Annotated in this window: 13 protein-coding genes; 4 read left to right on the forward strand and 9 right to left on the reverse strand. The window is 59.0% G+C overall.

Going from position 1 to position 16,069, the window contains the following annotated elements:
• Positions 1-567 precede the first annotated feature (567 nt).
• Complete coding sequence (locus tag E1K68_RS26600) at positions 568-975, reverse strand: flagellar basal body-associated protein FliL (RefSeq protein ID WP_003195317.1); 408 nt, start codon at positions 973-975, stop codon at positions 568-570.
• Between the two features lie 150 nt (positions 976-1,125).
• Between E1K68_RS26600 and E1K68_RS26605 the strand changes: the two genes are divergently transcribed.
• Positions 1,126-2,103: an NADPH:quinone oxidoreductase family protein gene (locus E1K68_RS26605; protein WP_192002075.1), complete on the forward strand. Its 978-nt coding sequence runs from the start codon at positions 1,126-1,128 to the stop codon at positions 2,101-2,103.
• Positions 2,104-2,385: 282 nt separating this feature from the next.
• Entirely contained in the window at positions 2,386-3,723 is a 1,338-nt protein-coding gene (glpT, locus tag E1K68_RS26610; protein WP_032894604.1) for a glycerol-3-phosphate transporter, read from the forward strand.
• Here the strand turns inward: glpT and E1K68_RS26615 are convergent.
• Positions 3,720-4,373 (reverse strand): gamma-glutamylcyclotransferase, encoded by a 654-nt coding sequence (locus E1K68_RS26615; RefSeq protein WP_057710209.1) that lies wholly within the window; start codon positions 4,371-4,373, stop codon positions 3,720-3,722. The two genes, glpT and E1K68_RS26615, sit on opposite strands and share 4 nt — an antisense overlap.
• Before the next feature lie 27 nt (positions 4,374-4,400).
• The gene (locus E1K68_RS26620; protein WP_003195324.1) at positions 4,401-6,788 is read right to left on the reverse strand and encodes a TonB-dependent receptor; all 2,388 of its coding nucleotides are present in this window, start codon (positions 6,786-6,788) and stop codon (positions 4,401-4,403) included.
• Between the two features lie 327 nt (positions 6,789-7,115).
• Here E1K68_RS26620 and E1K68_RS26625 point away from each other — a divergent pair, with 327 nt between their 5' ends.
• Complete coding sequence (locus E1K68_RS26625) at positions 7,116-7,598, forward strand: hypothetical protein (RefSeq protein ID WP_057710208.1); 483 nt, start codon at positions 7,116-7,118, stop codon at positions 7,596-7,598.
• 143 nt (positions 7,599-7,741) lie between these two features.
• On the opposite strand, the gene E1K68_RS26630 is transcribed toward E1K68_RS26625, so the two are convergent.
• The 6 genes from E1K68_RS26630 to E1K68_RS26655 all read right to left on the reverse strand — a co-directional run bounded on the left by E1K68_RS26630 (position 7,742) and on the right by E1K68_RS26655 (position 15,014).
• Positions 7,742-8,710 carry a CDP-6-deoxy-delta-3,4-glucoseen reductase gene (locus E1K68_RS26630; protein ID WP_003195327.1) on the reverse strand — a complete coding sequence of 323 codons (969 nt, stop codon included), beginning with the start codon at positions 8,708-8,710 and terminating at the stop codon, positions 7,742-7,744.
• On the reverse strand, positions 8,710-10,176 hold the full coding sequence (gene ubiD, locus E1K68_RS26635) for a 4-hydroxy-3-polyprenylbenzoate decarboxylase (protein ID WP_003195329.1): 1,467 nt from the start codon (positions 10,174-10,176) through the stop codon (positions 8,710-8,712). Before ubiD ends, E1K68_RS26630 begins: the two co-directional genes overlap by 1 nt.
• Before the next feature lie 59 nt (positions 10,177-10,235).
• Positions 10,236-12,218 carry an acyltransferase family protein gene (locus E1K68_RS26640; RefSeq protein WP_094774720.1) on the reverse strand — a complete coding sequence of 661 codons (1,983 nt, stop codon included), beginning with the start codon at positions 12,216-12,218 and terminating at the stop codon, positions 10,236-10,238.
• 156 nt (positions 12,219-12,374) lie between these two features.
• Positions 12,375-13,634, reverse strand: coding sequence for a transcription termination factor Rho (gene rho, locus E1K68_RS26645; RefSeq protein WP_003176825.1), 1,260 nt, complete (start codon positions 13,632-13,634; stop codon positions 12,375-12,377).
• A 234-nt stretch (positions 13,635-13,868) separates the two neighbouring features.
• Entirely contained in the window at positions 13,869-14,198 is a 330-nt protein-coding gene (gene trxA / locus E1K68_RS26650) for a thioredoxin TrxA (protein WP_003195333.1), read from the reverse strand.
• A gap of 120 nt (positions 14,199-14,318) precedes the next feature.
• On the reverse strand, positions 14,319-15,014 hold the full coding sequence (locus E1K68_RS26655; protein WP_034134033.1) for an FCD domain-containing protein: 696 nt from the start codon (positions 15,012-15,014) through the stop codon (positions 14,319-14,321).
• 255 nt (positions 15,015-15,269) lie between these two features.
• Between E1K68_RS26655 and E1K68_RS26660 the strand changes: the two genes are divergently transcribed.
• On the forward strand, positions 15,270-16,055 hold the full coding sequence (locus tag E1K68_RS26660) for a transporter substrate-binding domain-containing protein (RefSeq protein WP_003195337.1): 786 nt from the start codon (positions 15,270-15,272) through the stop codon (positions 16,053-16,055).
• Positions 16,056-16,069: the final 14 nt, after the last annotated feature.

The following is a 16,069-nucleotide window of genomic DNA, read 5'->3' on the forward strand; positions in this document are numbered from 1 at the left end:
AAGCTTCATCTCCACGAAGTCTAATGACTGCATAGAAATTGGCTACCGACAGAATTGGAGTAGTGGCAAATTTTTATGCTTTTTACTTAACGGAGATTGATCATGACGGACATACCGAAGTTGGATAAAGACGTTGAAAAAACTGAACACATTACTGCGAGCGCCCCAAGCACCACACCAACCAAGATGACGGTAGAAGGCGGGTACGCCCCATGGCGGTTCAGTGGCAAGATCGAACTTGAGTACTCTCTTGTACCAGGCTCGTCGAAAATCTTAGTGAGGACTTTAAGATACTTTCTAGGAGCGTCATACCCACCGGAATATTCGAAATTTAGCATCGAACTATCTGGGGTAAGCCCCTTAGAGGTACTCCCAAGAGATATAAATACATGGAAGAGTTGGGGCTCGGAGGATGAAACAACCTCTAGAACCTTTACTGTTTTTTTCATTTTCCAGGCAATATCGGGAGGCCCCAGCGCAACCGATCGGAAAGTCATAACTCTGCCCATTTGAAAGCGCCTATCGCCTGCGGCCGGCAAACTAGCCGCAGGCTTAGTTAATCTGCACTTATTGAATAATCAAGTTATTGAACAACAAATCTTCCACCACCGGCTTGCCGGTTTCATCGTTCATCACCTGCTGCGTTTGCTTCAACGCTTCCTGACGCAGCTTTTCCTTGCCTTCCACACTGCTCATGGTCTCGTTGGTCTGCTGGGTAAACAGCGCCACCAGTTGGTTGCGAATCAACGGATCGTTGGCCTTGACCAACTTCGCCGCTTCTTCACCGGTCACGCGCAGGGCAATGTCGGCCTTGTAGACCTTGAGTTTCGCGGTGCCATCCAGGCCGTAATTGCCCACGAATGGCGGGCTCAGGCTGATATAGCTGACCTTCGGCGCCTCGCCCTCTTTGGCTTCTTCGGCCTGGGCTGCCATCGGCAAGGTCAGGGCCAGCATCAACAGGATCCACGCTTTCACAGTTCATTCCTCGAATTCGGTTGCCGGGTAGCATAACGCTAGCAAGGCTGAGCACAAGCTTATGGGGGCTTATCAGGCGTGGGCATGCTCGTTGACCCACGGGCGTACCCTCCTACACTTATCGGCCACGACGCCAAAAGGAATAGTCCGATGAAAGCTGTGCTGTGCAAAGCCTTCGGCCCCGCCGAAACCCTGGTGCTGGAAGAGATCGCCAGCCCGGCGATCAAGAAGAATGAAATCCTGTTGAACGTGCATGCGGCCGGGGTGAATTTCCCGGACACGCTGATCATCGAAGACAAATACCAGTTCAAGCCGCCCTTTCCGTTCTCACCCGGTGGCGAAGCGGCGGGCGTGGTCAGTGAAGTGGGTGAAAAAGTCAGTCACCTGAAAGTCGGCGACCGTGTGATGGCGTTGACGGGCTGGGGCAGCTTTGCCGAGCAGGTCGCGGTGCCCGGCTATAACGTGCTGCCGATCCCGCCGAGCATGGACTTCAACACCGCCGCCGCCTTCAGCATGACCTACGGCACCTCCATGCATGCGCTGAAACAGCGCGCCAATTTGCAGCCCGGCGAGACCCTGCTGGTGCTTGGCGCGTCCGGCGGCGTGGGCCTGGCTGCCGTAGAGATTGGCAAGGCAATGGGCGTCCGGGTGATTGCTGCTGCCAGTAGCGCCGATAAACTCGCAGTGGCCAAGGCGGCCGGCGCCGATGAGCTGATCAACTACAGCGAAGCCAGTCTCAAGGATGAGGTCAAGCGCCTGACCGATGGCAATGGCGCCGATGTTATCTACGACCCGGTGGGTGGCGACCTGTTTGACCAGGCCATTCGTTCGATCGCCTGGAATGGCCGGCTGTTGGTGGTGGGTTTCGCCAGCGGGCGTATTCCTGAACTGCCGGTGAACCTGGCGTTGCTCAAGGGCGCAGCGGTGGTCGGGGTGTTCTGGGGCTCGTTTGCCCAGCGCCAGCCGCAGGACAATGCGGCGAATTTCCAGCAGTTGTTCACCTGGTATGGCGAGGGCAAGCTCAAGCCGCTGGTGTCGCAGGTGTATCCGCTGGAACAGGCGGCACAGGCGATCAATGACCTGGGGCAGCGCAAGGCGGTGGGTAAGGTCGTCGTCCAGACCCGCTGACATGGGGTCAGTGGGGAGCTGGCTTGCCTGCGATAGCGGTCTGACAGGTGCTGATGTGGTGTCTGACCTAGCGCCATCGCAGGCAAGCCAGCTCCCACAGTTGATCTGTGTTGGCTCCGAGGAATTCGTTACGACCACAACTTATCTATTAGCGACATGTTCGTAAAAGAACATGCAATTGCTCGCGTTTCCTGTGTTTGCGGATAAGAGGCGATGCTATTTTCGGTAACGAAACTGTAACATTCGCATCCGCAGTCAAAACAAGAAATTTGGAGCTCTTGAATGTTTGCTTTCTTTCGTCCTGCCGCACATCAGGCGCCCCTGCCTGAAGAAAAAATAGACAGTACCTACCGACGACTGCGCTGGCAGATCTTCGCGGGTATTTTCTTTGGTTACGCTGGCTACTACCTGCTGCGTAAAAATTTCTCCCTGGCCATGCCTTACCTGATCGACGAGGGTTACACCCGTGGCGAACTGGGCCTGGCGATGTCGGCGATTGCGATTGCCTACGGCTTGTCCAAATTCCTGATGGGCCTGGTGTCCGACCGCTCCAACCCGCGCTATTTCCTGCCCTTTGGCCTGCTGGTTTCGGCGGGGGTGATGTTCATTTTCGGTTTCGCACCTTGGGCAACGTCCAGCGTGACCATGATGTTCATTTTGCTGTTCATCAACGGCTGGGCCCAGGGCATGGGCTGGCCGCCAAGTGGGCGGACCATGGTGCATTGGTGGTCGCAGAAAGAACGCGGCGGCGTGGTCTCCGTGTGGAACGTGGCGCATAACGTCGGCGGCGGCCTGATCGGCCCGCTGTTCCTGCTGGGCATGGCCTGGTTCAACGACTGGCACGCGGCGTTCTACGTGCCGGCCACCGTGGCCCTGGCGGTGGCGGCGTTTGCCTTCATCACCATGCGCGACACTCCGCAATCGGTGGGCCTGCCGCCTATCGAGAAGTACAAGAACGACTACCCAGAAGGTTACGACGCCAGCCACGAAGACGAATTCAGTGCCAAGGAAATCTTCGTCAAGTACGTGCTGCGCAACAAAATGCTCTGGTACATCGCCTTCGCCAACGTGTTTGTCTATCTGCTGCGCTACGGCGTACTGGACTGGGCGCCGACCTATTTGAAAGAAGCCAAGCACTTCACGGTCGATAAGTCGTCCTGGGCGTACTTCTTCTACGAGTGGGCGGGCATTCCGGGCACGCTGCTGTGCGGCTGGATGTCGGACAAGATCTTCCGTGGCAACCGCGGCCTGACCGGCATCGTGTTCATGGCCCTGGTGACCGTGGCAACCCTGGTTTACTGGCTCAACCCGCCCGGCAACCCGATGATCGACATGATTGCGCTGTTCTCCATCGGCTTCCTGATCTACGGCCCGGTGATGCTGATCGGCCTGCAGGCGCTGGAACTGGCTCCGAAGAAAGCCGCCGGCACCGCAGCAGGCTTCACCGGTTTGTTCGGTTACCTGGGCGGTTCGGTAGCGGCCAGTGCGGCCATGGGCTACACGGTTGACCATTTCGGCTGGGACGGCGGCTTTGTACTGTTGATCAGCGCCTGCGTACTGGCGATCGCGTTCCTGATCCCTACGCTGTGGCACACCAACAGTGTCAGCTCGGCGCGTTAACCGCCCAGGCAATCCTTGGCACAACGCTTGAGCCGCGCCTCCAGGTTTTTATCTGGCATGGCGTGGCTACGCAGGGCGTTCACGGTCTGCTCGACATAATCGCGAGTCGTACCGTAACGCCCGCAAGCGCTTTGCAGTACATGATTAAGCACGATATCGGGCAAGTTGCCGGCATAGCTGGGCAAATGCCGCTCCAGCACGAACCCTAACGCCTGCACGGTACTGCCATCTTGCAATCGGCAGCTGAGCCAGTGCGGCCGGTAAGAGGGGTAAGGCATCTCGCGTTGCCACAGGGCGTAAAGCGAGGCCTCCAACTGGTCCTCCGGCAAGCGGTAGGCAAAGCCGCTGCAGGAACCACCGCGATCCAACCCAAACACCAGCCCCGGCAGCTCCGGCGTACCGCGATGCTCGTGTGACCACAAATACAAGCCACGGTGATAACCGTGAACCCGTGCACGCACCCGCTCGGTCGACGAGCATTCAGGGCGCCAGATCAGCGAACCATACGCAAACAGCCACACCGGCCCACCCTTGTGCCGAGCCATGGTGGCTTGCATCGAGCTCATCAATTGTTCGTGAGTGAGTTGCGGCCCCAGATCGAGCCGCGGAGGGTAAGCCAATTGCAGAAGATCGGTTTCAATGGCGGTCATGGCGAAAAGCGGTGCGCCTCCTGTGTGTTACCAGTTGTAAGCGACTTTACCGTAATAGAACGCGCCGCTGTAACCGTACGGCGAAAAAGTGCTGTAGGCGAGGTTGCCGCCGCTGCTGGCGAAGGCGTTAACCTTCTCCGGGTACTTATCGGTGACGTTGTCGCCACCCAGGGTGAAGGTCCAGTTCTTCAACTTGTAATCCGCCGACAGGTCCAGCACCCAGGCGGCCTTGAAGGTCTGATCGTTGACCTTGTCCGTCTGATAACTGGTGAACTCACCATAGCGCACCAGGTTAGTGTGCAGCGCCCAATTACCGAAGGTGAAGTCATTGCCCAGGCTCAGCTTGTGCTGGGGCGTGGTATCGCCCAGCAAACCGATACGCTCGCGGCGGTCCACCCGCACCAGGTTGGCCCCCAGGCTGTCGAGAATCGCGGGGTTGGCTTTCACGTCGGTGACTTTGGTGTGGTTGTAGTTGTAGCCCACGGTACTGTTCCAGCGAATGCCGTTATCGAGCTGGTAGCGATAGTTGGCTACCAGATCGACGCCATCGGTGCTGGTGTCCGTGGCGTTGGTAAAGTAACGGGCCGTGGTGTAGTTGATATTGCCGACGCCATTGGCTTGCAGGTAGGCCACCGTGGCCGGGTTGAGATTGAGGTTGGACGACAGACTGATGCGGTCGCGGATGTCGATGCGGTACACATCGAGCGTGACGGTCAGGTCATCGGCCGGCTCGAGCACCAGGCCGAGGCTGTAGTTGCGCGACTTTTCGGCCTTGAGGTCTTCGGCACCCAGCAGGCGCGCGACCTGACTGTTGGCCGGGAAGGTGCCGGCTTCCTGGATGGTGCTACCGATCAACTGCGATGAGGTGTAGGCAAAATTCTGCTGGGCCAGGGACGGCGCACGGAAACCGTTGGAGATGCTGCCGCGCACGGCCACCTGGGGGGTGAAGTCGTAGCGGGCCGACAGCGAGCCGCTGACGTTGGAACCAAAGTCACTGTAATCCTCATGGCGCACGGCAGCCGAGGCGCTGAGCTTTTCGGTGAAGTTGGTTTCCAGGTCCAGGTACTGCGCCCAGTTATGCCGCGTGCTGGTACCGGCATCGGCATCGCGGAAACCACCCAGGCCGGAGCTGCCGGTCTGGTAATAGGACGCGGGCTCGCCCGCCTCGATTTCATAGCCCTGATGCAGGTACTCACCGCCGAACGCCACAGAGACCGGATACGGCAGAAAGCCCACATCGAATTCACGGGACAGGTCCAGGCTGACTTGCTTCTGATCGTTGCTCAGTGTGCCGTTATTGAATTTACGCGGCGTCGCCAGGCCCAGTGAGGTGTTGATGGTTTCAGTCCCCAGTTCGTACTGGTTCTTGCCGTAGTTGGCCGACAAGTCGTAATGCCAGTCGTAGGCCAGCAGGCCGCGCAAGCCCACCACCAGCGAGGTGTCTTCCAGGTTGCCTTTGATCAGTGGCAGGTAGCCGTTGGGGTTGAGCGCCTTGATGTTGTTGGACGCGTTGCTTGCCCGGTAGAAGGCTGCCGTTTCACCGCGCCGCTTGCTGTAGCCACCGAAGGTGTAGAACTCGGCGGCATCGTTGAAGGCATACTCCGAGTTGAACTGGAATTTGCCTTCATTGGTGGCCGGCTCACCTTGGCGGAACACACGCTGGCCGTAAGTAGTAGAGCCGATGCTGCCGGGGCGGTAGTCGTTGCCGGCGCGGTTGGTGTAATCGTTGTCGGCGCCTTCGGCAGACAGGTTGATAAAGCCATTGTCGCCCAATGCCAGGCCCGTATTACCGCTGACATTACGCTGGATGCCGTCACCCTTTTTGTACTCGCCAAACTTGCTGGAAACCGAGCCGCCATGGTCGGCGTGCTTGAGGATCACGTTGATCACCCCGGCGATCGCATCGGAGCCGTAACGGGCAGAAGCGCCGTCGCGCAGCACCTCGATATGGTCCACCGCCGACAGCGGGATGGCATTCAAGTCTGCCGGAGCCGAACCGCGCCCAACCGCACCGCCCAGATTGACGAAGGCACTGGTATGGCGACGCTTGCCGTTGACCAGTACCAATACCTGGTCCGGCGACAAGCCGCGCAACTGCGCCGGACGCACGAGTTCGGCGCCGTCCACCAGGCTTGGTCGGGGGAAGTTGATCGACGGAATCAGGCGCGCTAATACGGCACCCAGCTCATCGGAGCCGGTGCTGCGCAGGGTTTCACCGGAGATTACGTCGATTGGCGACAGCGATGCACTGGCGGTGCGCTCTTGGGCGCGGGTGCCGGTGACGATCACGGTGTCGAGTTTAGGTGCATCAACCGCAGAAGTTTCGTCTGCCAGAACTGGATTGAATCCCACAACGGTCAGCAAATTTGCCGACAAAATCGCCGTGTATAGCGCGTGTTTCCTGTAGCTGCCCATACCGCTCCCCTTTGAATCAAAAATAGAACTGCAATGCGCGAAGTTCGTACGATCGATCCGGCTGGCGGGCGGTGGCGGTCAGTATCTGGTTATGGTCGATGAAGTCGGTAGTCCGTTGCGATATAGCTTAAAGATATTCATCAACCAGAATAAATACCTTAAAAGAATAAGCAAAAGCATAAGCACGCTCGCCCATTCGTCAGGATCCACGCGGCTAATCCCGGTACTTTCAGCCCCGGTTCAGCCTGGGCGGGTGCCAAGCCGTCAAACTGACGCGCCTATAACGACCCACTTAGCCGCTCATCAAATCGACTACCGAGGTCGCCCATGAAAAAATTTCGATTGCCTGGCCTGTTATTGCTTGCCCAGGCCACCACAGCACTGGCTAGCGAAACGCCAACGGTCACTGACGACAAAGGCTTCTGGTACGCCCAGACCAGCATCTACACCCGGCACTTTGCACCCGACCCGCAACACAACAACAAGCAGGACTTGATCGGCCTGGAGCGCAATGAGGCGTCGGGCCTGGTGTATGGCGGGGTGACCTTTCGCAACTCGTTCCGCCAACGCTCGTACTACGCCTATGCGGGCAAGCGCTATGACATGGCCGACTATCCGGTGTATGCGAAGTTGACCGGCGGGCTGATCCAGGGCTATCGCGGCGAGTATCGCGACAAGATCCCATTGAATCGTTTTGGCGTAGCGCCAGTGATCATTCCATCCGTGGGTACCCACTACGGACCGGTCGCGGCGGAGTTGGTGTTGCTGGGGTTCAATGCAGCGATGGTGACGACGGGGTTACGATTCTGAGCGAACACCACCCAATGTGGGAGCGGGCTTGCTCGCGAATACGGTGGGTCAGCCAACTCATCCGGTGACTGGTACAACGCATTCGCGAGCAAGCCCGCTCCCACAGTTTGATGGATGTTTAACCGAGAGTTTTTTTACTCCGCTCAGGGCCTTGGGGCGTAGGCAAACACGTCAGCGCGCATCCGGTGAGCATCCATACCGGCGTCGACCAATGCATCCAAGGTGCCATAAATCATCGCCGGTGAGCCGCTGGCGTAGACATGTACCGTGTTGAGGTCGGCAATGTCTTCGCACACTACCTCATGCAGCAAACCGCAGCGCCCTTCCCAGCCACACAGGTCGCTGACCACTTTGTGCAGGAACAGATTGGGCAATTGCAGCCACTGATCCCAGTGCTCGATCTGGTAGAAATCTTCCGGGCGCCGTACGCCCCAATACAGGTGCACCGGGTGCTTGAAGCCCGAAGCGCGGCAGTGCTCGATCAGGCTGTGCATCTGCGCCATACCGGTACCGGCGGCCATCAGCACCAGCGGCCCGTCCGGCAACTCGGCCAGGTGGGTGTCACCGAACGGCAGTTCCACACGAGCCATCTGGTTGCGCTGCAATTGTTCGATCAGGTTGCGCGCACTGTCTTCGCGCACCAGCACATGCAGCTCCAACTCACGCCCGGCATGGGGCGCAGAAGCCAGGGAAAACGCCGACTTTTCGCCGTTCTCCCGTTCGAGCATCAAGTATTGCCCGGCGTGGTAACGCACCGCCTTACCGGCCGGGGCGCGCAGGCGCACACGCCAGACATCGCCGCCGACTTCCACGCACTCGATCAATTGGCATGACAATTTGCGCAACGGCAACTCTCCTGGCGCCAGTACGCCATCCCACAACACAATGCAGTCTTCCAGGGGCTCGGCGATGCAGGTGTAGAACTCACCATGATCGCGCACTTCCCCGGCTTGGCGTACCCGGCCCTCCACCAGCAACGCCGCGCAGACATGGCACACGCCATTGCGACAGGCCTGAGGGCACTCATAGCCCAGGCGACGGGCGCCCTCGAGGATTCGCTCGCCAGGGGCCAGTTCCAGCACAGCACCGGAAGGTTGCAGGGTTACACGCATCAATCTATTCCCAATTCTTTCCAGATCGCATCGACCCGCGCCGTGACGGCTTCATCCTTGACGATCACCCGGCCCCACTCACGCGTGGTTTCGCCCGGCCACTTATGCGTGGCATCCAGGCCCATCTTCGAGCCAAGGCCCGATACCGGCGACGCGAAGTCGAGGTAGTCGATGGGCGTGTTGTCGATCATCACCGTGTCGCGCTTGGGGTCCATGCGCGTGGTGATGGCCCAGATCACGTCGTTCCAGTCCCGGGCATTGATGTCGTCGTCGGTGACAATAACGAACTTGGTGTACATGAACTGTCGCAAAAACGACCACACACCGAGCATTACCCGCTTGGCATGCCCCGGATACGACTTCTTCATGGTCACGATGGCCATGCGGTACGAACAGCCCTCGGGCGGCAGGTAGAAGTCGGTGATTTCCGGGAATTGCTTTTGCAGGATCGGCACGAACACTTCGTTGAGCGCAACGCCGAGGATGGCCGGCTCATCGGGCGGACGGCCTGTGTAGGTACTGTGGTAGATCGGCTTGACCCGGTGGGTGATGCGCTCGACGGTGAACACCGGGAAGCTGTCGACTTCGTTGTAGTAACCGGTGTGGTCGCCGTACGGGCCTTCATCGGCCATTTCACCTGGGTGAATCACGCCTTCAAGAATGATTTCGGCGGTGGCTGGCACTTGCAGGTCGTTACCGCGGCACTTCACCAGCTCCGTGCGATTACCGCGCAACAAGCCGGCGAAGGCGTACTCGGAGAGGCTGTCAGGTACGGGTGTCACTGCGCCGAGGATGGTCGCAGGGTCAGCACCCAGGGCGACGGAAACCGGGAACGGCTTGCCGGGATGCTTCTCGCACCACTCGCGGAAGTCGAGGGCGCCGCCGCGGTGGCTCAGCCAGCGCATGATCACTTTGTTACGGCCAATGACTTGCTGACGGTAGATACCGAGGTTCTGGCGGTCCTTGTTCGGGCCCTTGGTGACAGTCAGGCCCCAGGTGATCAACGGGCCGACGTCGCCGGGCCAGCAGGTTTGCACCGGGAGCATGGCCAGGTCGACATCATCGCCTTCAATGACCACTTCCTGGCACACCGCGTCCTTGACCACCTTGGGGGCCATGGCGATGATCTTGCGGAAGATCGGCAGTTTGGACCAGGCGTCCTTCAAGCCCTTGGGCGGCTCGGGCTCCTTGAGAAAGGCCAGCAGCTTGCCGATCTCACGCAGCTCGCTGACGGACTCGGCGCCCATGCCAAAGGCCACGCGCTCGGGAGTACCGAACAGGTTGCCCAGCACCGGGATATCAAAGCCGGTCGGGTTTTCGAACAACAGCGCCGGGCCCTTGTTGCGCAAGGTACGGTCGCAAATCTCAGTCATTTCCAGCACCGGAGAAATCGGCATCTGGATACGTTTCAACTCTCCGCGCTGCTCAAGTTGCTGCACGAAATCCCGAAGATCCTTGAATTTCATTAACCATGCCACCCGTAAAATAGGCGTACATCCTACCTGCTCTGAGGGCGGCTGGCAGCTTAATTGGCCGTCAATCCGCGTGATTGCAACGAACTGAACAACGGCTCCAGGAAGGCTTCGATGTGTCGCGCGCCGACGTCTGAAAGATGGTTATCGTCGGTATACAGCGCGCGGCCATTGAGTTCGACCCGGCACAGCCCATCGGCGCCGCACAGCAATGGCGCGGGGTCCAGCACCGCGACACCGCTGTCGGCAGCCGCCAATTCATCAAACAAGTGCGTGATAAAGGCCTGGCGCTTCACATGCTCGGCCACGGCCAGCCCTTCACCGTCCACGGGCCGGTTCATCATGGCCAGGCGGCTGAGACGGTAAGGCACGATGATTTCCTGCAGCGGCACTTCCTTGACCAGCCAGACCTTGTGCCCGGCAGCGCGCAAGCCCTGGATGCGCTCGCGCAGGCCCTGGGCAAAGCGTTGTTCGGCGACGGCACGCACATACTGGCCGGTGCCAGGGTCCTTGAGCGCATGCTCCTTGTCACCGGACATTTGCCCATACACATACAGGCTCCAGCGGGCGGCCAACACCACATCGCTGAACGTCTGCTCAGCCATGGCCTTCTCGACGCGACGGTTGAAATGCGCGCAGCGGGCAATATTTTCCAGGCCATCGAGGGGAATACAGCCGGCAAAACTGGCTTCGACCAGGCTGATATCGTGGCGATCAGCGCCCTCTTTGAGTGCCGGTATCAGCGCGGTGGCGTGGCTGTCACCCCATACCAACGCTGAAACCGATTGGCCTTTGGGGCCGAAATGGCAGAACAAGCGTTCATCGGGCGTATCTTTGTCGGCCATGCACGCCAGCAGGTCCGGGCTCCACTTCTTGGCTTGGGCAAAACGCAACGCCTGTTCGGACAAGCGCGAAGGCACGCCGTCAGCTTCGCGTATCGCAAGGCCAGTGAAACCCAGCCCCAGAATGCCGACCATGGCTGACGCCAGAATCGCCTTACGCGAAGCCAGCAAACGTTTTTCCCGAAACGGCGTTTCCACGAAACGCCAGGACAGATAGCCCAGCACCAGCGAAAGCAGCATCAGCCCCGCCAGTTCCAGCGCGCTCAAGCCATCCACCGCGGCATAGTTGGCGTACACGAATACCGGCCAGTGCCAGAGGTACCAGGAATAAGAGATCAGCCCGATGCCCACCATGATCCGCGTGCCCAACAGGCGAGCGACCCAGGTCTGTTGCTGACCGTTGGCCCAGATCAACCCGACCACACCCAGCACAGGCAACAACGCGGTCGCGCCTGGGAACGGCGTTTTCGCGTCGTAACCCAATACAGCGATGAGGATCAATGCCAGGGAAGCCAGGCTGACCCCTTGAGCCAAGGCCGGCGAGGCGCGCCATTCACGCTTGGGCTGCACCGCCAGCATCGCACCGGCCAGTAGTTCCCAGGCCCGCAGGTGCAACAGGAAGAAAGCTTTCTGCGGCTCATGCTGAACCGCCCAGACGCTCATGCCAAACGACACCAGCAGCACCGCGAACAATGCCAGGCGCCAGTGCTTCAAGCGACTGGAGAGCAAGGTCAGCAGTAACGGGAAGAAAATATAGAACTGCTCTTCTACTGCGAGCGACCAGGTATGCAGCAATGGCTTGATGTCGGATGAGGCATCAAAGTAGCCGTGCTGGCGTGAAAACAGCAGGTTCGAGGTAAAGGTCACCTGATAGTGCGCAGACCGCCCCAACTCTTCATAGTCCTTGGGCGCCAACAGAAACCAACCCACTGCCAGCGTCGCCGCGATCATCACAAACAGGGCCGGCAAGATACGCCGGGCGCGGCGGGCCCAGAAGTCGATGAAGCTGAAGCGGCCGGCCTGACGCTCACGCCAAATAATTGACGTGATCAGAAAGCCGGAAATGACGAAAAACACGTCAACGCCAACAAAACCGCCAGTAATGCCAGGTACACCAAAGTGAAACAACACGACTGCAAGGACAGCGATGGCACGCAGGCCGTCGATGTCTCTGCGGTAAGCAAGGGTGGTCATAAGAATGTGGTCAGTCTGCGACGAAAGGGATGAGCGAAGTCACGCGTCAATTTTTGTTACTTAACGGATACTTATGCCACAAAAATCGCAGAATCTCGACGCAAAAAAAATGGCGCCCCATTAAGGACGCCATTTTTTTGGACCTGAAACGCTGTATTACTTGCGTTTCATCGACAGGAAGAACTCGTCGTTGGTCTTGGTGGTTTTCAGCTTGTCGATCAGAAACTCGATGGCCGCAACTTCGTCCATCGGGTGCAGCAGCTTGCGCAGGATCCACATACGCTGCAGTTCGTCGTCTGCGGTCAGCAACTCTTCGCGGCGAGTGCCGGAGCGGTTGATGTTGATCGCAGGGAACACACGCTTTTCAGCGATGCGACGGTCCAAAGGCAGTTCCATGTTGCCGGTACCCTTGAACTCTTCGTAGATCACTTCGTCCATCTTCGAGCCGGTTTCAACCAGCGCGGTGGCGATAATGGTCAGCGAGCCGCCTTCTTCGATGTTGCGCGCAGCGCCGAAGAAACGCTTCGGTTTCTCCAGGGCGTGGGCATCGACACCACCGGTCAGCACCTTGCCGGAGCTCGGGATCACGGTGTTGTAGGCACGGGCCAGACGGGTGATGGAGTCGAGCAGGATCACCACGTCTTTCTTGTGCTCGACCAGGCGCTTGGCCTTTTCGATCACCATTTCCGCAACCTGCACGTGGCGGGTTGGCGGCTCATCGAACGTCGAGGCAACCACTTCGCCGCGCACGGTGCGCTGCATTTCGGTCACTTCTTCCGGACGCTCATCGATCAACAGCACGATCAGATGAACTTCAGGGTTGTTACGTGCAATGTTCGCGGCGATGTTCTGCAGCATGATGGTCTTACCGGCTTTCGGCGGTGCGACGATCAGGCCACGCTGGCCTTTGCCGATTGGAGCGCAGAGGTCGATCACACGGCCGGTCAAGTCTTCGGTGGAGCCGTTACCGGCTTCCATCTTCATGCGCACAGTCGGGAACAGCGGAGTCAGGTTCTCGAAGAGAATCTTGTTTTTCGCGTTCTCGGGGCGATCGAAGTTGATCGTGTCGACCTTGAGCAGGGCGAAGTAACGCTCGCCTTCCTTCGGAGGACGGATCTTGCCAACGATGGTGTCACCGGTGCGCAAGTTGAAGCGACGGATCTGGCTCGGCGAGACGTAGATATCGTCTGGGCCGGCGAGATAGGACGCGTCTGCAGAGCGGAGGAAGCCGAAGCCGTCCTGGAGAATCTCCAGCACGCCATCACCGGAGATTTCCTCGCCGCTTTTCGCGTGCTTCTTGAGCAGGGAGAAAATCACGTCCTGCTTGCGCGAACGGGCCATATTTTCTATGCCCATTTCTTCGGCCAGTTGGAGCAGGTCGGTAATCGGCTTTTGCTTGAGTTCAGTCAGATTCATATAGGAATGACGTAATCATTTATGGAGGGGGGAAATTAAGCTTTTGGCTTAATGAGGCCGCGCCGCAGAGAAGGCGACAGGATCGCGTACTAATCGAAAAGGAATGCGTCGGCGACGGCTTGCAGGGGGCAGTGGAGAAACCACTGCGGGGCCGAATGTACCACCTGGATTTCGGAGCGTCTAGCCCTGTTTCACGAAAAAGCCCCGCAATTTGCGGGGCTTTTTTGACGACGCTTAGATGCTCGCGTCGAGGAAAGCTTGCAGCTGGGACTTCGACAGCGCGCCCACTTTAGTCGCTTCGACGTTGCCGTTCTTGAACAGCATCAGGGTCGGGATACCACGCACACCATGCTTGGCCGGGGTCTCCTGGTTCTCGTCGATGTTCAGCTTGGCAATGGTCAGCTTGCCTGCATAGGTGGTTGCAATGTCGTCCAGGACCGGAGCGATCATTTTGCAAGGGCCGCACCATTCAGCCCAGTAGTCAACCAGCACCGGGCCGTCAGCCTTGAGGACTTCGGCTTCAAAGGTCGCGTCGGTGACGTGCTTGATAAGATCGCTGCTCATGGATGTCTCCGGATTGTAAGCAAAAAAAACGTTGCCCATCATAGCCGCCCTTCCCCTGTTCAGGAAGCCGCGTCTGATTGAGTCTTGCTATGAACTTGAATGAGTGTGGGTATGACCCCGTCACGGCGTAGCGGGCGTCACGAACGCAATGCCCGTGCGCAACGCTGCATTACGTATATGTTCCTGCATGGTTTTCTGCGCCGCCGTACTGCTGCGGCGGGCCAGGGCGCGCAGGATTCTGCGATGTTCCTGCCAGGTTTCCATGGCCCGTTCCGGCCGGATGAACGGTAGCTTCTGACTTTCCAGAAACACCTCGGCACTGGCGCTGAGGATGCTCACCATGGCCTGGTTACCGCTGGCCAGCAGAATGCGCTGGTGAAACTCGAAGTCCAGGCGGGCAGCCGCTTCGAAATCGCCCGCCTTGAGCACTTTGCGCATGGCTTGAACATTGTCTTGCAGGCTGTCCAATGCATCGAGGGTTAGTGTCACCGCTGCCAAGCCCGCCGCAAACCCCTCCAAGGCGTAGCGCAACTGGAAGATATCCGGCGGCGTGGCCTGCGCCGCAAAGGGCCAGGCGAACCCCGGCGCCTCTTGCACGTCCTGCACGAACACGCCCTTGCCCGGCTGCACGCTGACCACGCCCAAAGCGCTGAGGGACGACAGCGCCTCACGCAACGACGCCCGGCTCACCCCCAATTGCAGGGCCAGGTCGCGCTGGGACGGCAACGCGTCGCCCGGCCCGAAGCCCTGCTCCTTGATCAGTTTGCGGATGGCCTGCAAGGCCGCTTCCGGTACGGCTTGGGCAATGGAATTCATAAAAAGCTCAGGGTTCCCGATAGCGTGTGTGACCGTTGTAAAACTATTCAGGGCCGGCTGCAAGCCACGCCCCAAAGGGGCTCGCCGCTTTTTGCCGACGCTCGAAAAGGGTGCGAAATCCCTGGCCACTGTTCAGACCAGTAAGACCTGTACACCTCAACAACCATCAGCCTTGCAGACGATCCGAGCAGTGCTGGCATGGGCTGTGCACTGGGCAAACTCAGAAAATTCCTTCGCCATTTTCGGAGAGTTGCCATGACCAAGCGCTACAGCGCCCTGCTCACTGCCCTGTTTGCCAGCCTGATGCTGAGCCAGGCACCCGCCCAGGCGAATGGTCTGGATGACATCGTCGCCCGGGGCACCCTGAAGGTTGCCGTGCCCCAGGACTTCCCACCGTTTGGTTCGGTGGGTCCGGACATGCAACCCCGGGGCCTGGACATCGACACCGCCAAGTTGCTGGCCGACCAACTCAAGGTCAAGCTGGAACTGACCCCGGTGAACAGCACCAACCGCATCCCGTTCCTCACCACCGGCAAAGTCGATCTGGTTATTTCCAGCCTGGGCAAGAATCCCGAGCGCGCAAAGGTCATCGACTTCTCCAACGCCTACGCGCCGTTCTACCTTGCCGTGTTTGGGCCGCCTGACGCCGCCATCGTCAGCCTCGACGACCTCAAGGGCAAGACCATCAGCGTAACCCGTGGCGCCATCGAGGACATCGAGCTGACCGCGGTAGCGCCCAAGGAAGCCACGATCAAGCGCTTTGAAGACAACAATTCCACCATCGCCGCCTACCTGGCCGGCCAAGTGGACCTGATCGCCAGCGGCAACGTGGTCATGGTGGCCATCAGCGAACGCAACCCCAAACGCGTACCGGCACTGAAGGTGAAACTCAAGGACTCGCCGGTGTACGTGGGCGTGAACAAGAACGAGCCGGCGCTGTTGGAAAAGGTCAACCAGATCCTGGTGGCAGCCAAGGCTGACGGCAGCCTTGGGAAAAACGCGATGCAGTGGCTCAAAGAACCGCTGCCTGCCGATCTCTGACGCGGAGCTCAAAG

This window comes from Pseudomonas sp. B2021 (genome assembly GCF_018135665.1).
Taxonomy (GTDB): domain Bacteria; phylum Pseudomonadota; class Gammaproteobacteria; order Pseudomonadales; family Pseudomonadaceae; genus Aquipseudomonas; species Aquipseudomonas lactis.

What these genes read in the sequence shown, in the direction of transcription:
- rho (WP_003176825.1), bottom strand. Translation starts at nt 13,634, where the DNA reads ATGAATCTGACTGAACTCAAGCAAAAGCCGATTACCGACCTGCTCCAA.
- E1K68_RS26625 (WP_057710208.1), top strand. Translation starts at nt 7,116, where the DNA reads ATGAAAAAATTTCGATTGCCTGGCCTGTTATTGCTTGCCCAGGCCACC.
- E1K68_RS26655 (WP_034134033.1), bottom strand. Translation starts at nt 15,014, where the DNA reads ATGAATTCCATTGCCCAAGCCGTACCGGAAGCGGCCTTGCAGGCCATC.
- E1K68_RS26620 (WP_003195324.1), bottom strand. Translation starts at nt 6,788, where the DNA reads ATGGGCAGCTACAGGAAACACGCGCTATACACGGCGATTTTGTCGGCA.
- glpT (WP_032894604.1), top strand. Translation starts at nt 2,386, where the DNA reads ATGTTTGCTTTCTTTCGTCCTGCCGCACATCAGGCGCCCCTGCCTGAA.
- E1K68_RS26605 (WP_192002075.1), top strand. Translation starts at nt 1,126, where the DNA reads ATGAAAGCTGTGCTGTGCAAAGCCTTCGGCCCCGCCGAAACCCTGGTG.
- ubiD (WP_003195329.1), bottom strand. Translation starts at nt 10,176, where the DNA reads ATGAAATTCAAGGATCTTCGGGATTTCGTGCAGCAACTTGAGCAGCGC.
- E1K68_RS26615 (WP_057710209.1), bottom strand. Translation starts at nt 4,373, where the DNA reads ATGACCGCCATTGAAACCGATCTTCTGCAATTGGCTTACCCTCCGCGG.
- E1K68_RS26630 (WP_003195327.1), bottom strand. Translation starts at nt 8,710, where the DNA reads ATGCGTGTAACCCTGCAACCTTCCGGTGCTGTGCTGGAACTGGCCCCT.
- E1K68_RS26660 (WP_003195337.1), top strand. Translation starts at nt 15,270, where the DNA reads ATGACCAAGCGCTACAGCGCCCTGCTCACTGCCCTGTTTGCCAGCCTG.
- E1K68_RS26640 (WP_094774720.1), bottom strand. Translation starts at nt 12,218, where the DNA reads ATGACCACCCTTGCTTACCGCAGAGACATCGACGGCCTGCGTGCCATC.
- trxA (WP_003195333.1), bottom strand. Translation starts at nt 14,198, where the DNA reads ATGAGCAGCGATCTTATCAAGCACGTCACCGACGCGACCTTTGAAGCC.